We start from the raw sequence: 25,623 nt of genomic DNA, 5'->3' as shown, positions 1-25,623 counted from the left end.
GCACAGTTTTTTATAATAAATAATGTCTGATAATCAATTATTAGTGGGTTTAAATAATCAGCAAATTGAAGCGGTAACTCATAAGTCCGGCCCGTTGTTAATTGTGGCCGGGGCCGGTACGGGTAAAACAACTGTTATTACTAAGCGAGTGGCTTGGTTAATTCAGCAGGGCTTAGCTAAATCAGATGAAATTTTAGCTTTAACTTTTACCGACAAGGCAGCTTTGGAAACCGAAGAAAGAGTAGATAAGTTATTGCCTTTGGGTTATGTGGATGTTTGGTTAATGACTTTTCATGCTTTTGCTGAGAGAGTATTAAAAGATTACGCTTTGGAAATAGGCTTGCCGAGTGATTTTAAATTGTTAAATCAGACTGAGCAGTGGATTTTGGTTAGGAATAATTTGGATAAGTTTAATTTGGATTATTATCGCCCTTTGGGTAACCCTACCAGATTTATTCATGCTTTATTGCAGCATTTTTCTCGGGCCAAGGATGAAGAAATTTGGCCGGAGCAATATTTGGACTTAGCTCAGAATAGGGTTTTAGACAGTGGTTCAGTAGAGTATTTAAAAAAGGCCAAAAAAACAAAAATTAAAAAACAAAAAATAAAAACTGTTAATGAGCAAAATTCCGGCGATGAAGCGGAAGCGGCTCGACTTTTGGAGGTGGCCCGAGCTTATCAGACTTATCAGCAACTTTTATTGGCTAAGGGTTATTTGGATTTTGGTGATTTAATTAATTACACCCTTAAGTTATTTAAGAGGCGGCCAAAAGTTTTGGAATATTTTCAAAAAAAGTTTAAGTATATTTTGGTGGATGAGTTTCAGGATACCAATCATTCTCAATATGAATTAATTAAGTTACTAGCCGCCCATCAGAATATAACTATGGTTGGTGACGACGATCAGTCTATTTATAAATTTCGAGGCGCTTCTTTGTCTAATATTTTAGAATTTAAAAAGGATTATCCTAAATCTAAAGAAGTATTTTTAAATACCAATTATCGTAGCCGACAAAATATTTTGGATTTGGCTTATAAGTTTATTCAGTTAAATAACCCTTATCGATTGGAGGCTAAATTAAGTAATAAAACAACTAAATTTTCTAAAAAATTAAAATCCGTCAGTCTGGATAAAGGTCATATAGAATATTTAAGTTTTATGACGGCCGATGATGAGGCTAAGGGGGTGGTTAAAAAAATATTAGACTTAAAAAAGCAGGAGCAGATTAATTGGAGTGATTTTGCCATATTAGTCAGGGCCAATTCTTCGGCTGGTGTTTTTTTACGACAATTAAAAGCTAGTCAGTTGCCTTTTGATTATGTGGCCAGCAAGGGTTTGTATCAAGAGCCGATTATTTTAGAAATTATTAGTTATTTAAGGTTGTTAGGTAATTATCAAGACAGTGAATCTTTGTATCGTGTTTTAACTATTCAGTTTTTTTCTTTGCCGCCAGCCGACTTGGCTATACTTTTGTCCTATACCAAGAAGAAAACGATTTCTTTGTACCAAGCTGTAGAGGTTAGGCAAACCTTGTCTTTAAGTTCGGCAGCCGAAACAATTTGCCAAAACTTATTAGACGTTTTAGCCAAACACAGTTCTTTAGCTAAACAAAAAAGCGTGGCCGAGCTATATGTTAATTTAGTAAATGATTTAGGTTATAATACCCGTTTAGCTAAAATAGATTCCCCAGAACGGGAAGCTACTTTATTGGGCACTTTTTATAAGCGGTTACAAAATTTTGAAGAAGCTAGTAGCGACAAATCCTTAATTGGTTTTTTGAATTATTTGTCTTTGGAAATAGAAGCCGGGGAAGAAGGCGAATTGCCAGCTGATTATGAAGAAGGTCCCGATACGGTTAAAGTAATTACTGTTCACTCGGCTAAAGGTTTGGAATGGAAGTATGTTTTTGTTGTTCAACTGATTGATCGTCGATTTCCCAGTACTCAGCGGCGGGAATCAATTGCTTTGCCCGTGGAATTTATTAAAGAAACTTTACCGGACGGGGATGTGCATTTGCAGGAAGAAAGGCGTTTATTTTATGTAGCTTTAACCAGGGCCAAGCAGGGAGTTTTTTTAACCCAGGCTAAGGATTACTTTGGTAAAATTGTTCGTAAGCCTTCTTGTTTTCTTTATGAATTGGGGTTAATTGAACCGACTAAACAAGTAATTAATAAAACTTTAGATAAAAGCTTAGAGGTGGTTAATTTAGCTGGTTTAAACAAAGCAACTTATCGTTTGCCCAAAAGTCATTCTTTCAGTTCTTTGTCTACCTTTAGAAAGTGTCCCTTGGAATACAAATATAAATATTTATTTAATTTACCTTTGCCAGGTTCTGGGGCTATGAGTTTTGGTATAACAATTCATAATACTTTGGAAAAGTTTTTGCGTTTTTATAGGCAAAGTCAAGGTTTACAGCAGGGCGATTTGTTTTCCCAAGGAAAAGTTACCCCAGCGGCTTTGCCAACCAAGCAGCAATTATTGGATTATTACCAGCAATCTTGGATAGATGATTGGTATGATAATAAGACAGATAAAGAAAAATATCGAAATCAGCGCGGTCCCAAACAGTTGGATAATTTTTATCAAAATTTTTTAAAAACCAAACCTCACCTTAAATATTTAGAAAAAATGTTTAAAGTGGGTATGGGGCCTTATAAATTTACTGGTAAAATAGATCGTTTGGATCGGGTGGACGATGGGGTGGTGATTATTGATTATAAAACTGGTGGTAGCGCTATAAAAAATTTAGAAAAAGTAGATCGCGATCAATTGATAATTTATCAGTTGGCAGCTGAAAGTTTTTTAAAGGAAAAAGTAGTCGGTGGGCAGTATTGGTATTTAGAGCCCGATAAATTAACTGAACTCTTTTTGGCTAGCCCTAAACAGCTTAGTTCTTTTAAAGAAGAATATGTAACTTTGATTGATTCTGTTGTGGCCACTATAAAAAATGATTCTTTTGCCCAGTTAGATGAAAAAATAAATCATGATTGTCATTATCGTAAAATAGGGTTATCTTAAAACGATAAGAGATAGTCTTTTTTAATTGATTATGTTTCAAGAAATTAAGAAATTATTAGCCGATAGACTGCGTCAGCAAGGAGTGGCTGGTGCGGTAGAGGCTTCTATGGTGGCGGAGGCCTTTAAACAAGAGGTGGCTACTCGCTTTGGTAAAAGCGCGGCTGAGGCGGTTCGCCGAGCTGTTTTAAGGGGTGATACTTTGGAAGTTTCTTTGTCTTCGCCCGGCTTGGCTAGTGAATTAAGAATGTTAGAAATTGATATTATAGACAGTTTAAGATCTAAGCTTAATGGTAAGGTTTATCGATTAAGGATTTTTGCCTAATTTTAGCCATAAAGCAACTAATTTTAGTTACTTAATCATAGCTTGTAACAAAGCCTAAAACATGCTATAATTAAGTAGTGTTCTTTAGATACTTTTTTCGCATTTTTAGCCAAATATGAAGCTTAAGTATTATCTTATATGGATGTCGTTAGGCACCCTTGTTTCCTGGGGTGCTTTTCTCCTGGTCATAAATTATCTTAATCCCGAGGTGGCGGGCACCATGGGATTGGTTTTCTTTTATTTGGCTTTATTTTTAAGTTTAGTTGGTAGTTTAACCTTGTTGGGGTTTACTTGGCGTTATTTTAGGCGCCAAGATGAGGTTTTATTCAGACAGATTTCGGTTTCTTTTAGGCAAGCTGTGTGGTTGTCGGTTATAGTTATTATTTCTTTATTTTTGCAAGTTAATGGTTTGCTTACTTGGTGGAATTTATTATTGTTGATTTTGACTTTAAGTTTATTGGAATTTTTGGCTTTAACCGGCCGCCGCTCGACGGTTAGTGATTAAAATTGTGTCCTTACGCGATAATTTTTTATTATTAAAAGAGACTGCTCTTCAAGAAGTGGCTAAAATAAAATCCTCGGCCGAGGTGGAAGTTTGGCGACAAAAATATTTAGGTCGTAAGGGTGAATTAAGTCATCTTTTAAAATTACTCCAAGACACTATAGAAAAAGAAAAGCCGGTTTTAGGTCAATTAGCTAATCAGATAAAAAATGAATTGCAAACAGCTTATCAGGGATTACTTCAGGGCTTAACTGGTGAATCTTTAGATAAATCAGCAATTGATGTAACTGTGCCGGGTAAAAAATTGCCAGTAGGTTCAATTCATCCACTAATGCAGGTGCAAAGGGACTTGGAAGATATTTTTAGGTCTATGGGTTTTAGGGTATTGGATGGTCCGGAGTTGGAAGACGAATATCATAATTTTGAAGCACTTAATATTCCTGCTTGGCATCCGGCGCGCGATACCCAAGATACTTTTTATGTTAAAGGCGGTCAGCCAGTTAATCGTTGGTTATTAAGGACACATACTTCGCCGGTGCAAATTCGGGCCATGAAGGAATACGGAGCACCACTTAGAGCCGTGGTGCCGGGGCGAGTTTTTAGGTACGAAGCTACTGATGCTTCGCACGAGCATACTTTTTGGCAAATGGAAGGTTTGGTTATAGATACCGATATTTCCATTGCTAATTTAGTGGCTGTTATGTCTGAATTATTGGCTGGTATTTTTAAACGTCAGGTAGAGGTTCGGCTTAGGCCGGGTTATTTTCCTTTTGTGGAGCCCGGCTTTGAATTGGATATCAGATGTTTTATTTGTGCCGGGCAAGGTTGTAGTGTGTGTAAACAGCGCGGTTGGGTAGAGCTTTTGCCTTGTGGTTTGGTTCATCCTAATGTTTTAAAGGCCGGCGGTATTGATCCTAAAAAGTATTCGGGTTTGGCCTTTGGTTTAGGTTTATCTCGTTTAGCTATGATGCGTTATAAAATAGATGATATTAGATTATTTTTAAGCGGTGATTTAAGATTTTTAAAACAATTTTAATTTTGTTTTTATAACATGTTAATTTCCTGGCAATTATTGCAAAAATTTGTTCAACCACCCAAACCATTATCCGATCAGGAATTAATGGAGGCTTTAACTATGAGCGTGGTGGAAGTAGAAGAGGTGGTTAATCAGTCGCAAAGATTGCAAAACGTGGTGGTGGGGCAGGTAACGGAAGTTTATAGCCACCCTCAGGCAGACAAATTAAAAATGGCTCAAGTGGATATTGGTAAAGAATCCGTAACTATAGTTTGCGGCGGGGTGAATTTGCGTCAAGGTATGAAAGTGGCCTTAGCCAAACCTGGTGCCATGGTAAAGTGGCATGGCCAAGGCGATTTTATAAAATTGGAAGAAGCAGTTATTCGGGGTCAGACTAGCCAAGGCATGGCCTGCGCGGCCGAGGAGTTAGCTTTACCCGATGATCAGGCAGTGGAGCAGGGTATTATGGATTTAACAGATTTGGAAGCTAAACCAGGTACGCCGCTAGCAGAAGCTTTGGCTTATGATGATGTTATTTTAGATATAGAAAATAAATCTTTAACCCATCGGCCGGATTTGTGGGGGCATGTTGGCTTAGCTAGAGAACTTAGCGCTATTTGGCAGGTGCCTTTTAATTTACCCGAGCCGCCAGCAATAGAGTCAACAGTTAAAGAAGTAGCTTTAAGGGTTAGTCTTAAAGATAAAGCCAAAGCTAAGCGTTATTTGGGCGTGGTAATGTCTGGTTTAAAAGTCGGTCCGTCACCCAAATGGCTTAAACAAATTTTAACTTGTTTAGGTGTGCGGTCTGTAAATAATATTGTGGATATTACCAATTATGTTTTATTGGAATTGGGGCAGCCTTTGCATGCTTTTGATTTAGCCAAACTAGCCAGTCCGGATATTTTAGTGCGCCCGGCTAAGTCAGGCGAAACAATAATTACTTTAGATGGTGTGGAGAGAAAATTAACTGAAGATATGCTGGTGATTGCTGATAAAAAAAAGGCTATAGCGATTGCCGGTGTAATGGGCAGCAATAATAGTGAAGTAGATAATAATACCATTTCCATAGTTTTAGAAAGCGCTAATTTTGAACCTATAAATATTCGGCAAACTTCGGCTAAACTAGGCCTTAGGACCGAGGCTTCGGTTAGATTTGAAAAATCTTTGGATCCAGAATTATCTGAAATAGCTTTGCGCCGAGTGGTTAAATTGATTATGGAAATAATACCGAGCGCCAAGGTGGTAAGTCGGGTGGTGGATGAATATCCTAAACCCATAAAAATAAAACCAATTGAATTATCTTTACCATGGCTGTGGCGTAGGTTAGGAGCCGATATTGGCAAACCAGAAGTTATAGGAATTTTAAGCCGTTTGGAATTTAAAGTGGAAGATAAAGGGGACCAACTAATTGTTACGCCGCCCAGTTTTAGGGCCACGCGCGATATAACGATTCCTGAAGATTTAGTGGAAGAAGTGGCTAGAATTTATGGCTATGGTAAATTGCCTAAAATTTTACCTAAGTTTCCCATTACTCCACCGCCTAAAGATCCTAAACAAGAACTGCGCTGGAAAATAAGAGATTTGTTAGCTTCGTTAGGTTGGCACGAAACAATGACTTATTCGTTTGTGGGGGAAAAAGATTTATTAGGAGCTGTTAAAGAAGCTAGGTTGGAATTAGTTAATCCTGTAGATGCTGGACAACCTTATTTAAGACAGATGTTAGTCGGGTTGGTTTTAGACCAAGTGACTAATAATTTTAAAATATTGGGTGAAAATAAAATAATAAAAATGTACGAGATGGGTCGAGTTTTTAATAAAACTATAGAAACAGATGACATAACAAAAATTCAATCCCATCATTTAGTTCTTTGTTTAATTAGCTCAACAGAACAGACCTATAAAGATATTTTTGAAGAATTAAAAGGGGCAGTTAAAAAAATATTTAATTTGGTAGAATTAGGTGAGTTGGTTAAATGGGCCAATAAACAAATGGATTCATTGGAAGGATTCGAAGTACTTTTAGCAGATAAAAAAGTGGTTCAGGGTGGTAAAATTCAAAAAGCTGGTTATACAATGGCTTTTTGTGAAATAGATTTAGATTTATTGCCGGCTGAGACAGCAACTGTATTGTATAAAAAAATTCCAGCCTATCCAGCTATAGATAGGGATATAACTTTTAATGTGGCAGAGTATCCGACAGAAATTAATTGGCAAACAATTTATGATTTGCTTATTAAGGCTGATGAATTAATTGAAAGCGTGGATTATCTTGGTTATTATCAGCTTAAAAATGCTTTGACTTTGCGACTTGTTTTGCGTAGTCAGGCTAAAACCTTAACTTCGACCGAAGCAGACATGGTGGAAAAGAAGGTTGTTAAATTACTGCAGGAAAAATTTAAAGCTAAATTTGATATTTAATTATATTTTTTGATAGATAATTTATTATGACTAAAAAGGAAGATAAAAAGAAAAAAGGTGCCGCTTATGGAGCGGAACAAATAACCGTGTTAGAAGGTTTGGATCCGGTGCGCAAACGCCCGGGTATGTATATCGGTAATACCGCCAAAGAAGGTTTGCATCACTTAATTTGGGAAGTGGTGGACAACGGTATCGACGAGGCTATGGCTGGTTACGCCACTAATGTAGTTATAACTTTACTGCCTAATTCGCGGGTAGCGGTTTTTGACGATGGACGTGGTATACCGGTAGATATTCACAAAACAACTAAAGTTTCGGCTTTGGAAACAGTTTTAACCAAATTGCATGCCGGTGGTAAATTCGGCGGCGAAGGTTATAAAGTCTCTGGTGGTTTGCACGGCGTGGGTGTTTCAGTAGTTAATGCTTTATCAACCCATCTTAAAGCTGAAGTTAAAAGAGATGGCAAATTATGGATGCAAGAATATCAAAGAGGTAAACCAGAAACTAAGGTAAAGGCTGTCGGCCCGGCTCGTGGTACTGGTACGACCATAACTTTTGAACCAGATCCGGAAATTTTTTCGGTTTTGGATTTTGATTGGAAGTATATTTTGGATCATTTAAGACAGCAGGCTTATTTAACCAAAGGTGTAAAAATAGTAGTTAAGGACCAGCGAGTAAAAAGTGATTTTAAAGAGCACACTTTTTACTTTGAAGGTGGCGTGGCTTCTTATGTTAAGCATTTGAATCGTTTGGGTAATGCCAAACATGATAATGTTTTTTATGTTACCAAAGAAATTAACGGCATTCAGGTGGAAGCGGCTATCCAGTACGTGGATGATTATAAAGAAACAGTTTTTACTTTTGCCAATAATATTTATACGGTGGAAGGTGGTATGCATTTGATAGGTTTTAAAACAGCTTTAACTCGGACGCTTAACAGTTATGCTCGAGCTAAAAATTACATAAAAGAAAAGGATGATAATTTAACCGGCGAGGATACGCGTGAAGGCTTAACGGCTGTTATAAGCGTTAAACTTAAAGACCCACAGTTTGAAGGCCAAACTAAAGCCAAGTTGGGTAATGCGGAAATTAGGCCGGCGGTGGAAAGTGTGGTGGCTGACAGTTTGACGATTTTTTTGGAAGAAAACCCACGCGACGGTGAAGCTATAATCGGTAAGTGTTTGCTGGCTTCCAGAGCTCGTTTGGCTGCCCGGGCGGCTAGGGATACAGTTTTACGGAAAGGCGCTTTGGAAGGTTTTACTTTGCCGGGTAAGCTGGCTGATTGTTCTTCTAAAGACGCTTCGGAAAGCGAACTTTATATAGTAGAGGGTGATTCAGCCGGTGGTAGTGCTAAACAGGGTCGCGATCGCAGGTTCCAGGCTATTTTGCCACTTAGGGGGAAAATTTTAAACGTGGAGCGCGCTCGCTTTGAAAAGATTTTAGCTAACAATGAACTTAAGTCGTTGATTATTGCTTTAGGCACCAATGTTGGCGAGCAATTTAACATAGAGGATTTACGTTATCATAAAATTGTTATAATGACCGACGCCGATGTGGACGGCGCTCATATTAGAACTTTATTGTTAACTTTGTTCTATCGTCATTTTAAGTCTCTTATTACGTCTGGTTATATTTATATAGCTCAACCGCCACTTTATCGCGTGCAAAAAGGTAAGGATATTCGTTTTGTTTATAATGAAGAAGCTTTGGATAAGGCTCTTAAAGAAATGCAAACAGCTAAAGTTAGCAAGGTAGCAGCTAAAAAAGCAGTGCTTAAGGATGATACTGAAGAAAATATTGAGGATGGCGTAGAAACAGCTTCGGTTGGCGGTATAGCCGTGCAACGTTACAAAGGTTTGGGTGAAATGAACCCACAGCAATTGTGGGACACAACCATGGATCCGGTACAACGTTTAATGAAAAAGGTAACTATTGAAGATGCTGCCCGGGCTGATGAGATATTTGAAATTCTAATGGGCGCTGAAGTTGCCCCTCGAAAACGTTTTATTCACACCCACGCTAAGAGTGTAAAGAATTTGGATATATAATTTATGTTTAAGGACGGGGTTAGTAAAGAAACAATAAAAAATAACCCTTCTGATTTACAAGAGGAACTAGATTTTAATAAAGATATAGAATGCAAGAAAGAAAAAGATTTCTTGTATTCTTTTGATTTGTCCCCAGCTGATAGGTTAGAACTTAGAAAATACATTAAATATTTGAATTATACCGAAGAAGACAAAGCTTCTTTACGCCCGAATCTTTATGCTATTAATGATTATGCTGAGAAATTTCCCCCAGAAGTTATAAAATCAGATTACGTTAAGAATTTAGTTGTTAAACAGGTAGAAAGGATGTTAAAGACGGGAGATGGACTTAGTGGTTATAAAGGCATTCTTTTAGATTTTAAAAAATATTATGATATAGACGACGCTTTTTTTAAAAGCGATTTATTTAATAACTTTAAGCAGAGTAATTGGTTGCATAGGATTGAGTACGGCGAACTTATTAATGATAAGGACAGGATTAATAGAGATGATTATGGTTATATAAAAGAGGATAGGGAAAAAAATTTAAGTAGAGAAAAATCAATTGAAGAAATTAATTTTGGAGATTTTAAATCTTCTGGTATCAAGGCTGATTTGCCAGAGATAAAAGCTAAGGCTTTAAAAGGATTAGTGCATAATGTTTTTTGGTTTAGAGGAAATAATGATTATGAGCGAGATGTTTTGGGGGATTACAAGAAGATTTTTAATATTACCGAAGAAGAATTCGAACAATCTGTTATAAATCAATTAGTGAGAGAAAAAATAAGTAATCAAGAAGACTGTGATAAATTAAGAAAGCATTATAAATTCATTGACGATTTTTTATCTTCTGACAAAGCCAAAATAGCTGCCGTTAATAAGTTTGAAGATTCTTATATTAATAATGAGGGTTATAAAGATGAAAGATTGTTGAATTATTTTTCCCTTAAAGAAAATCAATTTGATTTTAAGGAGTTAAGAGAAAAAAGACGGTTAAGGGAAAAAGAATATCTTATTGATAGAATAAAAGATAAAAGCGCTGACGAGTATATTTTTTACAGTATTGAGAGATCGCAAGATATTCTTAAACCAGAAGATTGGTTAGATATTATAAATAATTATGGCCAGACCGAGAATTTTATAAACGGTATTGCTTATAGTTTATCTTTTGATTTTAAGGTAGATGATACTTTTGGTGTTTTAAAAAAAATTGGCGTTCCAGACAATATAATTAAAAAGGTCGTTGAAGTAGCTGTGGAATTTTTGTTAAGGGATAAGAACGGGGTGAATTATGATAATTTAAATAATTTAAAAATTAAAGCTGGTTTTACCGAGGCAGAATTTAAGCAGGCTTTAGTTAAAGGGGTTATTGAATTGCTTGGTTATAATTATCATAAGTATGTAATTGAAAGGATTTTAAAGAATTTTAATATTGAGAAATTTAATGATAATAATTCGGAAACCCAAGAAAGATTGAAAAAGTTGTATTTATCAAAGATAGAATTAGCTGATTTGGATGATTTGGAACATATGGACAGTAAATTCAGCCTTGATTGGTTACCTGAAGATAAGTCGGCTAGAGCTTTGGCTGTTAAAAAAGCTTTGTGTAATGAAAGTAGGTTAAGATCATTTAAAGAGGCCAAAGACATTAAAAAGTTTATAGATGATTATTATCCGGAAACGCATAAGTTTTTTATTACAGCTGATAAAGAAGTTTGTACGGCCATAGAAAAAATGTTGGTAGATTTGGTGTTATCATCTAATGATTATGAAAATAAACCCGATAATTATTTTGAAGAGGTTATAAAAATTTTTGGTTTATCCAGAGATAAAGTAATTAATTCTATAACAAAAATAATTGAAGAGGGTAATTATATAAACTATGCCGATGGTTATAATAATATAAATAAATTTGTTAGCAATTTTAATTTAATTGGGGAAAATAAAATTTGTTTAGATAACCATAGTGAAAAAATTATTGAACAAGCTTTTGAAAGTAAGAATTGGGCCAAATTAAGAGATATAAAAAGGAGTGGCCACCAACAGTCAATTGAGATTATAAATAGCAATTTAGATAAATATAAAGAGATTTTAAAAGACACTGCTAGGTCGATTAACTTACGTATTTATGCTATTGAAACTTTGATTGAAATATCAGGTCAGTTGAGGCCAGACATAGAAAATGAATATTTTGTTAATTTGGTAGATGTTTATTCTAGCAGTGATGTTAATAAACTTTATCGTTTATTTAAAGAAAAAAGTTCTTTATTTGAGGGATTATCTTTAGAGTTTAGAGAAAAAGCTTTTGATTCTTTGTTGGATAAGGATAAGTATTCAAAAGATATAAATATAAATATTGACGAAGTAAAACAAAAAATTTTAGAAAGTAAAATAGTAGTATTTTTGAATAATGGTCAGTTAGATAAAGCGGTAGACACCCGAGGATATAATAAATTGGTTACAGGGTTAAGACAGGCGGACAATTCTGGTTTATTGGTGCCGTCAGATTTATATGATTTTTTATACGGTAAATTAACTGATCAAGAGGAAAAAGATGTTTTAGTTAAAACACCCGTGGAATTTATTAATAATTTAAAAAGTATTTGGGATGGATATAGAAATAATCAGATATTAAAAACTGTAGCCAATAATCCGGAAAAAATTAATGTTATAAAAGACATAATTAATCTGATAGATAAGGATATTTTAATGGATAATTGGCTTTGGATATATGATTCTTTAAAAGAGTGTTCGGTGCAGGAGTTAGAAATTCGAACCGGTATAATAAATAAATTAAAAAGTCACATAAAATATTTTGGCAACAGTTATTCAATTCAGGAATTATACGAAATTTTGATAGATTATTCGCCGGAAAAATGTGAGCAGGTTTTGCAAATCCCTGGTTTAGAAGGACAGCAAAAAGTTGATTTTCAAGATAATGAGTGGCCGGCGGGTTTGTATAGTTATATAGACGTAGCTGAGCAAGAAAATAAATTAAATCTGACCTCGGAAAATAAAACCAGGATTTTAAATTTATTTAACAGTGATTATAAAGATGCCGCTTTTGGTAGTATGCATAAAGAATGGATAGAATTTTTGAAGGGCGATAATAAAATAGTGCCTTTAAATTTATTAGCAGTCACTAATTTTATAGATCAGATGGGTGGGGCGGGGACATTAAAATATGTTGAGTCTTTAGGAAATTTAGTCTATCAATTTAATGTTGTTTCTAGGAGTAAATCCACAGCCAGTCGAACAATTAAGGAAATTAAAGAATTGTTAACAAATCAGGAAAATCGAATGAATCGGGAAAGATGGCCACAAGATGACAAGGCTGAATTTTATAATTTATCACATGATATAATAGAGGCGGCACCAAGTTTATATACAACCTTTGAATCATTATTTGCTGAATTATCAGCTAAAGAAATGAAAATTGTCTTAACAGAACTTTTGCCTTTATACCAAGCGCAGTTAATAATTTTGCAAAAAATAGATGATGAGGGCGAGCCAAGTTATCAGGCTAAGGATTTGGTTGGAGTTAGATTGACTATCCGTGAGTTAGTAAATAATTTAAAAAATAGCCCAAAAGAAAAAGCTGATTGTTTGTCTGCAGAAAAAGTAAGATTAGTGGAAGTTGTTAAGAATAGTTTTAAGGAACGTTTTGGTATTATAAATGTTCCGGAAAATTTTACTAAAGAACATATAAGATCTGTTCATAATTGTGTCCGTTATATAGGAAATATTAATAACCGTAATGAAACTAAAGAAGCTTTGGTAGCTTTATTTTTAGGTTTGGAATTGAACAGTAAATGGTCTGATTTTCGCGAGAATAAAGCTATTATATTAGAAGAATACCTTTCGGATAAACAAATAAAATTAGTTAAACCTATTTTAGAAAATAAAACTAAGATAGCTTCTTTGTCTTTGGAGGTAGCTGGTATTAGCTTGGATAAAGCTGAAGAGTTTCAGCAATTATTACAAGAAGAAGTTATGAGTAGTATAGTAGGTAGTATTGAAACAGTAGATATTAAATTAGGCAATATTAAAAGAAATATTGATGAATTGGCCGACCCCGATATTTATCCAGATAAATTAGATAAGGAAATTATGAGGATATTGCAGATAGAAGGGAGGCAAGTGGGGGCCGTTTTAGCTAAAGTCTATGGTAGTTTGGATGGTAAAGATATAACCCTTGATGACAAGGAAAAAGCTTTGCAGGCGAGATTGGCGGAAATATTAGGGATAGGTGGTTGGACTAAAGAAAAAATAAAGCAGACGCAAGATAAGTTACAGCCTTTTAGTTTAGTTTCCAATATGATTAGTAAAATGCAGGAAGAAGGAGTAGAAAGAAATATCAATGAATTAGGGGAAAGACTTACGCCATCACAAAAGATTATAGAGATATTTAATAGGTTGGGTGAAAGTTTTACCCAAACATCGGGAGCTTTGGCTTTAGGTAAAGATATTATTTATTTAGAAAATTTAGTAGTTAAGGATGAAAATAAGATAAGTTTGGAAGAAAAAAAAGAAGTTAATAATTATCTTTCTTCTATTAAAGAAAAAATGAAAGATTTAGAGATCACTTTAGATAAAGTAAAAGAATATTTTATCAAAATAAAGAAAAGTAGTCATTTAGAGAATCATGAGTTGTTGAAAAAACGTTTGGCTGATATTGAGAAAATTGTTTTTTCGGAGAGTACTAATACTATGGTGGTTAGTCATTTAACTAAGGATTTGAATTTGATAATAGAAAATATGCGTCAATGTTTGGGTTGCCTAAGAAAGGAGATAAACAATGACACTAATTTGGCTTTTGGTGACTCTAATAAATTTTTCATTATAAACCAGACCGAGAAAGATAAGGGTAGTATTTCTGATGAGATAGTATTTTTTGTACCTACCAAGGACACCGCGGGAAACCAGGAAATGTCTTTTGTAATGGATAGAGTTTATGGCTCTAAGTCGCCGGATATTCTTATCAGTAATATTATATCGATTGTTAAAAAATATAAATCCATAAAAAAAGAAATACCCGAAGCTAAAATATCTGTGTCGGTTTCTCAGGAGGCTATGTCAAGTGTAGGCTTAGACGCAGCACTGTTAAACAAACGCTTGCAGTCAGTTTTGCCTGATATCAAGGTTTCGGAATCAGTTCAGGATTTGGTAGCTGATATTCCCAAGTCTTCGTTTAGCGATAATTATGTGGAGTTTGGTAATGGATCGTCTAGGGAACATGGTGAAAGGAAGTTTTCTGGATCAATTATTCGCTAGATTAACTTAATAGTTCCAGTTTGACATATTTAATAAAGGTTGATATTATTCGTTTTGTAAAAGGCCTGACACGGGCCTTTTAAAAGAGTCTAAAATAGCTTGTAGCCTAAGGCTAGGAGCTAATAAAGGAATATTTTATGGCTAATTTATTGACAGATTATCTAAAAAATTCTTACCAGGAATTTAAAAAAGTAGCCTGGCCAACCAAAAAAGAAACCACCCAGCATACTTTGCTGGTTATTGGGATATCTTTAGCTGTGGCGGTTTTTTTAGGTGCGATTGATTACTTTTTGAATCTTGGTTTGGAAAGATTGTTAGGTTTTTAAAGATTTAATTTATGTCTAGGCAAACAAGTGGCGTAGGTAGGCGTTGGTATGCTCTGCATACTTATTCCGGTTACGAGGAAAATGTTTCTCGTAATTTAAAGCAACGTATTGAATCAATGGATATGGGAGATAGGATTTTTAACGTGCTTATTCCTACAGAAAAGAAAATTCGTATTAAAAATGGCAAGCGTCGTATAGTGGAAGAAAAAATTTTCCCTGGTTACGTGTTAGTGGAAATGCAGGTAACGGACGATTCTTGGTATGTGGTTCGTAATACCCCCAATGTTACCGGATTTATTGGTGCCGGCACGACGCCGACGCCGATTGCCGAGGACGAAATAAAGGCCTTACAAAAAAGAATGGGTATAGAAGAGCCCAAGTATCAAATAGATGTTACGCCTGGTACGCCGGTTAAAATTGTCGATGGTCCTTTTAAGGATTTTGAAGGCAAGGTTTCTGAAGTGGATGAGGCGCGCGGTAAGGTTAAGGCTTTAGTTTCTATGTTTGGTCGAGAAACTCCAGTAGAATTGGATTTTTTGCAAATTCAGAAATTATAATTTACTTTAAATTTCCCGCCAGTGGCGGGTCCGCCTTTGGCGGATAGTTATCTATTCATTAATTTTATGGCTAGCAAGAAAATAAAGACAGTAATTAAATTACAAATTCCAGCCGGTAAAGCTAATCCAGCTCCGCCAGTTGGTCCAGCTTTGGGTCAGCATGGTCTTAATATTCAAGAGTTTTGTACCAAGTTTAATGCCGCTACCAAAGACAAAGGAAACGAAATAACTCCAGTAGAAATAACGGTTTTTGAAGATAGAACTTATACTTTTATACTCAAAACACCGCCGGCCGCTGAACTTATTAAAAAAGCAGCTGGCATAGAAAAGGGTTCTGGTAAACCCTTGCAGACTAAGGTAGGTAAAATAACCAAGAAACAGGTTAAGGAAATAGCCGAGAAAAAAATGCCAGATTTAAATGCCAATAATTTAGAGGGTGCTATGAAGATTATTGAAGGTACGGCTCGGCAAATGGGTGTTACAGTAGAGGATTAAAATTTATTTATTAATATGTGGGACCTCGGCTTAAGGCAGAGGGTTTGTACCACGTCAAGGACAGTCTTATGACCAAAGAACAATCGGTCGGTATAAAGGCCAAGAATAAAGGTGGTAGGCGTTATGCTGCCGCCAGTCAGTTAATAGACAAGAGTAAAATTTATAGTTTAACAGAAGCTATAGATTTGCTTAAAAAAATGCCAGCTACCAAGTTTGACGCTTCCATAGAAGCTCATTTTGGTTTGGGTGTGGATGTAAAACAAGCTAATCAACAGGTGCGCGGTTCAGCTGTTTTGCCTCATGGTTTAGGCAAACAAAAACGCGTGGCAGTTTTTTGTTCTGAAGATAAAGTCAAAGCCGCTAAAGAAGCCGGCGCAGTTTTGGTGGGTGGTGAAGAGTTGATTAAGGAAATTCAAACTACTGGCCGTTGTGATTTTGATATTGCTGTGGCCACGCCAGATATTATGCGTCAGTTAGCTCCGATTGCTAAAATTCTAGGACAAAAAGGCTTAATGCCTAACCCTAAAACCGAAACTATTACGCCAGATGTTGTTCAGGCGGTTAAAGAATTAAGCAAAGGTAAAATAAATTTTAAGTTAGACAGTACTGGTAATTTGCACCAAATGGTTGGAAAACTTTCTTTTGATGCTACTAAATTAGCAGATAATATTAGTACCTTATTGGAGGCGATTAAGCGCGCCAAGCCAGCGGCCACTAAAGGTACTTATATTCGTAGTTTTACTTTGTGTACTTCTATGGGACCGGCTATTAAGGTGAGTTCTGTTTAGGTCTATTTTAAGATAAAAGCCAAGGTTGGTGAGTGGGTAAATTTAAATAATTTAGATTAAAATCAAGACTATTAATTATTTATTAGCTTATGATATTATCCGATCGTGACATTAAGAAGTATTTACAGGATAAAAAAATCGGCATTGATCCTTTGTTAGAAGGTTCGGTGCAACCAGCTTCGGTAGATTTGCATTTGGATAAAAAATTTTTAATTTTTCGGCACACCTCACATGCTTTTATAGATGTTAAGGAGCCGATTGCCGATTTAATGGAGGAAATAATAATTAGTGACGATAAACCTTTTATAATACATCCCGGTGAATTTGCTTTGGGTGTTACGGTAGAAAAAATTACTTTAGGAAACGATATGGTAGCTCGCTTGGAAGGTAAATCTAGCTTAGGCCGCATTGGCATTATTGTGCATGCCACAGCCGGATTTATCGATCCAGGTAATTCTTTAAAGCCGACTTTAGAGCTTCATAATATTGGTAACTTACCGGTTAAATTATACGCCAATATGGCCATAGCCCAGGTGGCTTTTATGCCCATGTCTTCGCCAGCGGAAAATCCTTATGATTCTTCACATAAGTATTATGGAGCGTCTGATCCGCAGGCTAGTAAGATTCACGAAAATTTTAAATCTTAAATTGCCAAATCCGTTGCTAGGGGTTAAAGCCCTAAGCAACGGATTTTTTATAAGTACCAAATGAAAAAAGAATCAAATAAAAGAATAATACTGGTTTTTGTCGGAGAAAAATTGGCTGGTAAGGAAATGTCGGCTCGTTATTTAATTAAAAAATATGGTTTTAAAGGTTATCGTTTTTCCAAATTATTGGTGGATATTTTAAGAACATTGGATTTGCCCGTAACTAGACTGAACGAAGCTAATTTAGTGGGCGCTTTACGAGAAAGATTTGGTGGTGGGGTTTTGGCTCAAGCCATTAAGAATAAATTGCAATTAAAAAAAGATGCTCGAGTGGTTATTGATGGTTTAAGACACCCTATTGAATATGAAATTTTAAAGTCTTTGGCCGGTTTTAAGTTAATTTATTTAACCGCTCCGGTAGAGGTTAGATTTAAGCGGGCTAAATCAAGAAGTGAAAAAGTAGGGGAAAGTAAATTTAGTTTGGCCGATTTTAAACGGGAAGAAAAATTACCAACAGAATTATTTATTCGTCGTTTAGGTAAAAAAGCTGATGTTAAGTTAGTTAATGATAAGGATTTAATTGGTTTGTACCGACAAATAGATGAAAAGATAATGGGCAAAAAGAATTTAAAGAAGTAAGTTTTATAAAGTCAGTGTAGGGCCTATTTAATTTTTGATTTAGTTATTATGAAATTATTAGTCAAAAAGTTGGATGCAAGAGCTAAAGTGCCTTCTTATGTGCATCCTTATGATGCTGGTTTAGATTTGTTTGCTTTAGAGGACTATGTGGTTCCAGCAGGCCAACGTTTAACTGATATTCGTACCGGTATTGCTATGGTTATACCGGAAGGCTATGTGGGTTTGTGTTGGGATAAATCTGGCTTAGCGGCCAAAGCTGGTTTAAAGGTTATGGCCGGGGTTATAGACAGTGGTTTTCGCGGGGAACTTAAATTAGTCGTATTTAATACCAGCAATCAGGATTATACTTTTAAGGCTGGTGAAAAAGTTATGCAAATATTAATTCAACCGGTTTTATCCGTAGAAGTGGAAGAAGTGGAGGACTTAGACGATACTTCCCGCGGTCAAGGTAGTTGGGGTAGTACGGGGAAATAAATCAAGGCTTGCCTTTATAAAAGAGCAAGCCTTGAGAATTATTTGTTTATTGAATCGATAGCAGAGTCAATCAAGTCTTTATTTTCTGAGAAAAGAAAATGAATGCTTTTGAATTTTTTAGAATATTCTGATAAATCAACATAGTGATCTCGTAGGACTTTACTGTATTCCGTATTTTGTTCTAAGCATTCGTCAATAGCATGGGTAATATAACCCAATTTTTCTAGACTGTTGAAATATTTACCCAAATCAGTCTGTTCATATTGAAGTTCATAGGCTTCGATAAAGAAATCTATTATTAGGTCTTTAATTTCTGGATTGGAAATCGGTAAGCTATCTAAGTAAGCATACATAATTTTTTTTTCAGTATTTTGTATAGCTTCTTTATCACCGTTATTTTTTTCTTCTACCGATTGGTCATAGCCAAATTTTTTATTGGCTTTTCTTTTTGGTCTTTCCCCAAAGTCATGAATTAGGGCTGAGACCACCAGAAGGAAGAAAGGATCTTTGGTGGCTTTTTCTCCATACTCTATTATTATGGCTATGATTGTTATGAGAGTTTGTTTTACGGTATGTTCTAGAGTATTTTCTCTTTGTTTATGGTTTTTAAAATCACCCCACCTTAATACGGTTTTTAATTTTTTTATAGGGAGATTTAACCATTTCTCTAAAGAAGTTTTATTATTATAGTCTCTATAATTATTCATTTTTGACTCCATTTTTAATGGACATTTTGTTTATTTGCCTCTACCTTAACCTTGAATTGTCACTCAGTCAAGCTATAAGGTATAATTAATAAAAGAATAAAAGTTATTATTTTTTATTGTTATCCTATCTGCCAATTGGCTAGTTAGGGCTAAAATAATCAAATGCAACAATATCTAAGTTTACTGCAGGAAGTTTTAGACAAAGGCGAAACTAAGACCGATCGTACTGGTACGGGCACTATTTCTTTATTTGGCGCTCAGCGTAAGTATGATTTACGCCAAGGTTTTCCTTTGGTAACCACTAAAAAGGTTAAGTATGAAAGTATAGTTAGAGAACTTTTATGGTTTTTGCATGGTGCTACTAATATCCACGATGATAATTTAACCGACCATACGCCTATTTGGGATGCTTGGGCTGATGAACAAGGAAATTTGGGTCCGATTTATGGTTATCAGTGGCGCAGATGGGAAAAATTCACTTGGGATGAATCTGCCAAGTCTTACCAAAAAAGTTACGTAGATCAAATAAATTGGGTTATTGAAGAAATAAAAAATAAACCTGATTCCCGTAGGTTAATAGTAAGCGCCTGGAATGTGGCGGATTTACCCAAAATGGCCCTTTTACCCTGCCATGTTTTGTTTCAATTTTATGTGGTAAATAACAGACTGGATATGCAGCTTTATCAAAGAAGCTGCGATATGGCTTTGGGTGTGCCTTATAATATTGCCAGTTATGCCACTCTGTTAACTATCGTGGCTCAGGAGTGTAATTTAACGCCAGGGATTTTTACGCATACTCATGGTGATACGCATATTTATCTTAATCATTTAGTTGGGGTAAAAGAGCAGTTAAACAGACAACCTTATTCTTTACCTAAATTAATTGTTGCTAAAAAACCTTTAGTTGAATTAAAAGTAGAAGATTTTATTTTAGAAAATTATAAGCATCATCCTTTTATAAAATTTGAAGTAGCTGTTTAATTTTTAAAGTTATTCCCTCCGTTTGCATGAATAGGTGAGGAGGTCTAAAAAGTAGTTAAATTATGGAATTTTCAATTATAGCGGCTGTAGATAAAAATAATGGCCTCGGTAAGGCTGGCACATTAGTTTGGCGTTTAAAAGGCGACCTAGAGCATTTTAAGGCCATTACAACGCGTTCTGTGGCCTTGGGCAAGCAGAATGCTGTTATAATGGGTAGTGTTACTTGGCTTTCTTTACCAGAACAATTTAGGCCTTTGCCGGATAGGCTTAATGTGGTGTTAAATCATCATCAGGATTTTATTTTGCCAGCCGGGGTAATTTTGGCCACTTCGTTTGACGAAGCTTTAGAACAGTTAGTGGCTCGGGATGATATAGGGGAAATATTTGTTATTGGTGGGGCTAGTGTTTATGCTATGGCCATTAAGCAGCCGGCTTGTACCAGGATTTATTTAACCAGAATAGACAAAGAATTTGATTGCGATGTATTTTTTCCAAGCGTGGATGAATCTGTTTTTGTGGAAGCCGTAGTTTCGCCAGAACAGAAGGAAAAGGATATTAGCTATCGTTTTTTTGAATACGTTAAAATAGTAGAATAACCTTACGTAGTTTTAACTAAGAAGATATTTACTTAACTTGTTGACGAGTTAATATTTTTATGTTATTATAGATTGAAAATAAAAATAAAACATTAACTTTAAAAATGGAGATAAAATGGTTTACCCGTTTTTTACTGAGAAAATAATTTCTTTAAAAGAAATTGAAGATATTTTTATAGAGGTTGGTAAATATGATATCAATAATGTGATTGTTTTTGATATTAGGAACAGAAGCCTAATCAAATTAATAAAAGAACATATTACCAGCCGGCTACTTAGTAAAGATTTTATTTCTAATCTGAATAAAATATGGGAGGCAGATCATTGGAGTTTTATTCATGATTTGGAGGATATATTATCAACTTTAGATAATTTCAGAAGGTATGATTTAGTGATCATTAATAATGATTTTATGAATAAAAAAGCCTTATTGGAAGTAAAAAAGAATCTGGAATTTAAAAAAACAGATTTAATAATTATAAAATGGGGGATAAATCCTGATAAAATAGAAGTATTAAAAAAAATTTTTGTTTAAACATAAGCTGATTATCTTAAAAAGGGTAATCAGCTTTATTTTTTTGTTTAGTTGGGTTAGGATATGTATAGTTAACTTTTAAACTATGATTAAAAAGGGGCTATTTATAGTAATAGAGGGAACAGACGGTTCGGGAAAAACCTTGCAGACTGCTTTGTTGTCTAAGGCTTTGCGTAAGCAAGGTAAAAAAGTGCAAGTAATCAGTTTTCCTCGTTATGGTCAGCCGTCGGCTAAGTTAGTGGAGCAATATTTGAATGGTTATTTTGGCCAAAGCTGGCAGGTGAGCCCCTATCAAGCCTCATTGTTTTATGCAGTGGATAGGTTTGCGGCGACTAAGCAAATAAGAAATTGGTTAAAACAGGGGCGGATAGTTATAGCCAATCGTTATGTCTTTAGTAATGCCGCTCATCAAGGTGGTAAAATAGTAAACATTAAAGAAAGAAAAAAGTATTGGCAATGGCTAATTGATTTAGAATATAATCTGTTAAATATACCCGAACCAGATATTACTTTTTTACTCCATGTTTCAGCTAAATTAGCTCAGCAATTAGTGGATAAAAAAACCAAACGGTCTTATATAAAGTCTGGCAAAAAGCGAGATATACACGAGAATGATTTGAATCATTTGCAAGCGGCGGAGAAGGCTTATTTAGAGTTGGTTAAGTTATATAAGTTAAAAGTTATAAAATGTCAGGAAGGAGGTAAATTATTAGAACCACAAAAAATAAACAATAATCTTCAAAAAATAATAAAATAAAAATTTCAAGGAGGAACAAAGTGAATAATTTAAAAATTAACCAAAGAATGATTGATACGATAACGGTATTAATTAAAGTATTGGCTACTTCGCCCACTGAATTTTCTCGTTATATTACTGGGTATTTTTCTAAAGTAAATAATTTGGAAGAGCAGGAAGATTTATTTTTTGAATTTTATAGCCACCTATCATTATTGATTGATGAAAAGAATCACAGTTATTTTGAATTAGGTAGTGATTCTTTAAAAGATCAAATTGGTCAAGCCTTAATTAATTTTGTTAATAATTCAAAATTAATACCCAATAATCGTTTCGCAAAAAAGTTTATAACCAGACTGGTTGATTATTGTCATTCTGGCCATTATTCTTCAGTAGTGGTGGATGCTCATCCTTTAGCAATAAGTTTAGGTTTCTATTCTTAGTGGTTGGTATTATTATTTTTAAAATCTGATATAATTTGTTTATATGGAACTGGAACCGATTATCGGGCTGGAAATACATGTTCAGCTAAAAACTAAATCTAAAATGTTTTGCGCTTGCGACAATACTGGCGAGGACCAAGCGCCCAATACGACTATTTGTCCAATTTGCACTGGACATCCCGGCACTTTGCCTGTGCCTAATAAAGTAGCTATAGCTATGGCTAGTCAGGCGGCTTTAGCTTTGCATTTAAAAGTTAACAGTCATTCTAAATTTGATAGAAAAAATTATTTTTACCCCGATTTGCCTAAAGGCTACCAAATATCTCAATATGACGAGCCTTTAGCCAGCGAGGGTTATTTAGAAATAGTGGTTGCTAAAGAAACGATTCGTATTGGTATAGAAAGGCTTCATTTGGAAGAGGATACGGCCAAGCTTTTACACGGACAAGGTAAAACTTTAGTGGATTTTAATCGGGCTGGTACACCTTTAATGGAAATAGTAACCAAGCCAGATATTAAAACTCCGGAACAGGCTAGGGTTTTTTTGCAGGAACTTAGACTTATTTTGCGTTATTTGGAAGTTTCTGATGCTGATATGGAAAAAGGTCATTTGCGTTGCGATGCTAATATATCTTTAAGACCGAAAGGGGAAGATAAATTTTATACCAAAACAGAAATAAAGAATATGAATTCTTTTAAGTCAGTGGAAAAAGCCTTGGCTTACGAAATTAATCGGCAAACTGATTTATGGCAACACAATAATCCGCCAATTAAAACAGTTACTCGTGGTTGGGACGATAAAAAAGGAATAACAGTTGAACAAAGGGAAAAGGAAGCGGTTAATGATTATCGTTATTTTCCTGAACCAGATATACCACCCTTAAATATTAATCCAGAAGAAATACAAAATTGGCAAGTTAGTTTGCCAGAATTGCCAGCTAATCGTCGTTGGCGTTTGCAAACCGATTATGGTTTAGCTTTGGCCGAGGCTCAGCTTTTAACAGATGATAAGGAATTAGGAGATTATGTACAAAGGGTAGTTAAATCTTTAAGTAATGAACTAGAAGGAGAATTAAAAGCAGCGGCTAAATTGGCAGTTAATTGGATATTGCATAAGTTAACACCAATTATGTTAGCGGCTGGTTTAACTATAGATAAATTACCTTTTTCCTTAAGCCAAATGACAGAATTTTTGCTTTTGGTATCCCGCCGGCAAGTTAATTCCACTAATGCCCAACTATTGCTTAAAACAATGGTAGAAACAGGTAAACCACCCGTAGCTATTTTGGAAGATAATGATTTAGCCCAATCGTCTTCCAGTGACGGTTTAATTGAAATAATAAAGACGGTTGTTAGTCAATATCCCGATCAAGTAGCTCAGTTTAAGGCCGGCAAGGATCCGGTGATAAAATTTTTACTGGGTGCAGTTATGAAGCAGGCTAAGGGCAAGGCTGATCCTTTGGAGGCGGAAAATAATTTAAGAGAATTTTTAAAATAAATTTAGAGGCTTAAGTTTTTTGTTATTATTTTTTTAGCTTGTCTGGCGCTGGTAATCCAGGTAATGCCTGGCATTTTTTTAAACCAAGTCATTTGTCGTTTGGCGTACTGTTTGGTGTGTAAGTTTATTAGGTCGCTAGTTTCTTTTAGATTGATTTGTTGTTTTATTAATTGAGTCGTTTCTTTATAGCCAATAGTTTTAAGCAGTACGGAATTAGGATAATTTTTAAGCAGGAAAGTTGTTTCTTTTATTAAACCTTGCCTGAGCATTTGCTTAGTTCGTTTTTTTATTTTGCTGGATAATTTAGAATTATTTAAGTTTATTCCCAAAATTAAGGTATTGGGTCTGGATTCGGATTGTTGATTTTTGTTAAAGGATTGGCCAGTGGTTAAAACGTACTCTAAAGCTCTAACAAGGCGTCGGGGATTTTGTTTGTCTATAATAGCGTAAGTTTTTGGGTCAGCTTTTTTAAGCTGGATGAGTAGTTGTTTTAGGTTTAATTTGTTTAGTTTTTTTTGTAAGGCTTTATTCGGTTTGGCTTGGGGAAATAGATAGCCTTGGGTAATGGCCGAAAGATATAAACCAGTGCCGCCTACCATAATAGGTAAATAACTATTGGTTGATAGTTTATGGATAAGCTGGTTGGTTTGGTTTTGGAATTTTACCACGGAATAAGTTTTGTTTGGTTTAAGTTCGTCAATGAAAAAGTGAGGTATACCATTTACTGAATATACTTTTTTAATCCCTAAGTTTTTTCGCCACTGTTTGTTTGTTTTTTGCCAATGACCCGTTGGTTGATTCGTACCAATTTGAGCTTGCTGATAAATTTGCCTGGAATCAGCCGAAATTATGCAACCATGGTATTTTTTGGCCAATAGTAAAGCTAAATCGGTTTTACCACTGGCCGTCGGGCCGGTAATAACCAATAACCAAGGCTTTTTGGCTAAGTTGACTTTTTTAATCATTACCTATAAGGTAAGGCTAATAAAAATAAAAAACAATACTTTAAAATAATTATGGGAGCCAATAATGTTGGAAGATATTATTAAATTTATATTGCCAATAGTTTTTACCGAGAGTGTTCCTTATATATTATTTGAATACGGTTTTAACTATCAACAAGCAACTATAATAAGCTTAATAATTATGGCTTTAAAGTTGGTAGTAGATGTTTTTTTTATAAGATTTGTTTTTTTGGTTGTTCATAAAATAATTAAGCGCGCCTGGCGTTTGTTAAAGATTTTTTTCTGGAAAAAAAATATTTTCTATACAAAAAGTTTATCCAGAAAGAATTTAAAGGTAATCCAAATAGTCACCTTTTTTGGCAGATTAAGTTTTATTTACCATAAGCCAATTAAGGCCGCTAACAGATTAAAGAACCGGTTAGTAAATTGGATGGTTGGTGTGGGTGCTATAGCTATCTTTTTTATGTCAGTTATACCAGCCTTACCTATTCTTGCTGCTACTCCGGTTTTAGCTTATGTAGCTTTAACAGTCAATAGACCGTGGTATAAATTTAATAATTGGCTGTTTATAGCTTTATTTGTTGGTTCGGAAATAAAAATATTCTATACTACTTTTGGTATATATAATTTTTAAAAAAAGGGTTGTTCGTTAAAAAACG

At 34.9% G+C, this 25,623-nt stretch carries 23 protein-coding genes; 21 read left to right on the top strand and 2 right to left on the bottom strand.

Going from position 1 to position 25,623, the window contains the following annotated elements; translation table 11 throughout:
- Positions 1-22 precede the first annotated feature (22 nt).
- The 14 genes from KKC17_04245 (at position 23) to dut (ending at position 18,503) form a co-directional block, all read left to right on the top strand.
- Positions 23-3,019 (top strand): ATP-dependent helicase, encoded by a 2,997-nt coding sequence (locus KKC17_04245; GenBank protein ID MBU1039402.1) that lies wholly within the window; start codon positions 23-25, stop codon positions 3,017-3,019.
- A gap of 31 nt (positions 3,020-3,050) precedes the next feature.
- The gene (locus KKC17_04240) at positions 3,051-3,341 is read left to right on the top strand and encodes a DUF721 domain-containing protein (protein ID MBU1039401.1); all 291 of its coding nucleotides are present in this window, start codon (positions 3,051-3,053) and stop codon (positions 3,339-3,341) included.
- Between the two features lie 115 nt (positions 3,342-3,456).
- On the top strand, positions 3,457-3,846 hold the full coding sequence (locus KKC17_04235; protein ID MBU1039400.1) for a hypothetical protein: 390 nt from the start codon (positions 3,457-3,459) through the stop codon (positions 3,844-3,846).
- A gap of 4 nt (positions 3,847-3,850) precedes the next feature.
- Entirely contained in the window at positions 3,851-4,879 is a 1,029-nt protein-coding gene (gene pheS / locus KKC17_04230) for a phenylalanine--tRNA ligase subunit alpha (protein ID MBU1039399.1), read from the top strand.
- A 15-nt stretch (positions 4,880-4,894) separates the two neighbouring features.
- Positions 4,895-7,276 (top strand): phenylalanine--tRNA ligase subunit beta, encoded by a 2,382-nt coding sequence (gene pheT, locus KKC17_04225; GenBank protein ID MBU1039398.1) that lies wholly within the window; start codon positions 4,895-4,897, stop codon positions 7,274-7,276.
- 26 nt (positions 7,277-7,302) lie between these two features.
- Complete coding sequence (gene gyrB / locus KKC17_04220) at positions 7,303-9,324, top strand: DNA topoisomerase (ATP-hydrolyzing) subunit B (GenBank protein ID MBU1039397.1); 2,022 nt, start codon at positions 7,303-7,305, stop codon at positions 9,322-9,324.
- A gap of 3 nt (positions 9,325-9,327) precedes the next feature.
- Positions 9,328-14,577: a hypothetical protein gene (locus KKC17_04215; protein ID MBU1039396.1), complete on the top strand. Its 5,250-nt coding sequence runs from the start codon at positions 9,328-9,330 to the stop codon at positions 14,575-14,577.
- Positions 14,578-14,714: 137 nt separating this feature from the next.
- A complete protein-coding gene (gene secE / locus KKC17_04210; GenBank protein MBU1039395.1) occupies positions 14,715-14,903 on the top strand; it encodes a preprotein translocase subunit SecE in 189 nt (62 codons plus the stop codon).
- An 11-nt stretch (positions 14,904-14,914) separates the two neighbouring features.
- Positions 14,915-15,460 (top strand): transcription termination/antitermination protein NusG, encoded by a 546-nt coding sequence (nusG, locus tag KKC17_04205; protein ID MBU1039394.1) that lies wholly within the window; start codon positions 14,915-14,917, stop codon positions 15,458-15,460.
- Between the two features lie 66 nt (positions 15,461-15,526).
- Positions 15,527-15,955, top strand: a complete 429-nt coding sequence (rplK, locus tag KKC17_04200; GenBank protein ID MBU1039393.1) for a 50S ribosomal protein L11 — start codon at positions 15,527-15,529, stop codon at positions 15,953-15,955.
- Between the two features lie 68 nt (positions 15,956-16,023).
- Positions 16,024-16,743, top strand: a complete 720-nt coding sequence (gene rplA, locus KKC17_04195; GenBank protein MBU1039392.1) for a 50S ribosomal protein L1 — start codon at positions 16,024-16,026, stop codon at positions 16,741-16,743.
- An 89-nt stretch (positions 16,744-16,832) separates the two neighbouring features.
- Positions 16,833-17,390, top strand: coding sequence for a dCTP deaminase (locus KKC17_04190; protein MBU1039391.1), 558 nt, complete (start codon positions 16,833-16,835; stop codon positions 17,388-17,390).
- A gap of 60 nt (positions 17,391-17,450) precedes the next feature.
- Entirely contained in the window at positions 17,451-18,029 is a 579-nt protein-coding gene (locus tag KKC17_04185; GenBank protein MBU1039390.1) for a hypothetical protein, read from the top strand.
- Positions 18,030-18,077: 48 nt separating this feature from the next.
- Positions 18,078-18,503 carry a dUTP diphosphatase gene (dut, locus tag KKC17_04180; protein MBU1039389.1) on the top strand — a complete coding sequence of 142 codons (426 nt, stop codon included), beginning with the start codon at positions 18,078-18,080 and terminating at the stop codon, positions 18,501-18,503.
- 38 nt (positions 18,504-18,541) lie between these two features.
- On the opposite strand, the gene KKC17_04175 is transcribed toward dut, so the two are convergent.
- Positions 18,542-19,210 (bottom strand): hypothetical protein, encoded by a 669-nt coding sequence (locus KKC17_04175; protein MBU1039388.1) that lies wholly within the window; start codon positions 19,208-19,210, stop codon positions 18,542-18,544.
- Between the two features lie 162 nt (positions 19,211-19,372).
- Here KKC17_04175 and KKC17_04170 point away from each other — a divergent pair, with 162 nt between their 5' ends.
- The 6 genes from KKC17_04170 to gatB all read left to right on the top strand — a co-directional run bounded on the left by KKC17_04170 (position 19,373) and on the right by gatB (position 23,999).
- Positions 19,373-20,191, top strand: a complete 819-nt coding sequence (locus KKC17_04170; protein ID MBU1039387.1) for a thymidylate synthase — start codon at positions 19,373-19,375, stop codon at positions 20,189-20,191.
- Between the two features lie 62 nt (positions 20,192-20,253).
- Positions 20,254-20,787, top strand: a complete 534-nt coding sequence (locus tag KKC17_04165) for a dihydrofolate reductase (protein MBU1039386.1) — start codon at positions 20,254-20,256, stop codon at positions 20,785-20,787.
- Positions 20,788-20,902: 115 nt separating this feature from the next.
- Complete coding sequence (locus tag KKC17_04160; GenBank protein MBU1039385.1) at positions 20,903-21,322, top strand: hypothetical protein; 420 nt, start codon at positions 20,903-20,905, stop codon at positions 21,320-21,322.
- An 85-nt stretch (positions 21,323-21,407) separates the two neighbouring features.
- Complete coding sequence (gene tmk / locus KKC17_04155; GenBank protein MBU1039384.1) at positions 21,408-22,079, top strand: dTMP kinase; 672 nt, start codon at positions 21,408-21,410, stop codon at positions 22,077-22,079.
- A 20-nt stretch (positions 22,080-22,099) separates the two neighbouring features.
- Positions 22,100-22,501 carry a hypothetical protein gene (locus tag KKC17_04150; GenBank protein ID MBU1039383.1) on the top strand — a complete coding sequence of 134 codons (402 nt, stop codon included), beginning with the start codon at positions 22,100-22,102 and terminating at the stop codon, positions 22,499-22,501.
- A gap of 43 nt (positions 22,502-22,544) precedes the next feature.
- The gene (gene gatB, locus KKC17_04145; protein ID MBU1039382.1) at positions 22,545-23,999 is read left to right on the top strand and encodes an Asp-tRNA(Asn)/Glu-tRNA(Gln) amidotransferase subunit GatB; all 1,455 of its coding nucleotides are present in this window, start codon (positions 22,545-22,547) and stop codon (positions 23,997-23,999) included.
- A 2-nt stretch (positions 24,000-24,001) separates the two neighbouring features.
- Here gatB and miaA read toward each other — a convergent pair whose 3' ends face one another.
- On the bottom strand, positions 24,002-24,964 hold the full coding sequence (miaA, locus tag KKC17_04140; protein ID MBU1039381.1) for a tRNA (adenosine(37)-N6)-dimethylallyltransferase MiaA: 963 nt from the start codon (positions 24,962-24,964) through the stop codon (positions 24,002-24,004).
- A gap of 64 nt (positions 24,965-25,028) precedes the next feature.
- Between miaA and KKC17_04135 the strand changes: the two genes are divergently transcribed.
- Complete coding sequence (locus KKC17_04135) at positions 25,029-25,598, top strand: hypothetical protein (protein ID MBU1039380.1); 570 nt, start codon at positions 25,029-25,031, stop codon at positions 25,596-25,598.
- Positions 25,599-25,623: the final 25 nt, after the last annotated feature.

It is taken from the genome of Patescibacteria group bacterium (assembly GCA_018817715.1).
Lineage (GTDB): Bacteria > Patescibacteriota > Patescibacteriia > Veblenbacterales > UBA10138 > JAHITT01.
The sequence above is the reverse complement of the archived record's forward strand: the minus strand, read 5'-3'. Positions and strand labels throughout refer to the sequence as shown.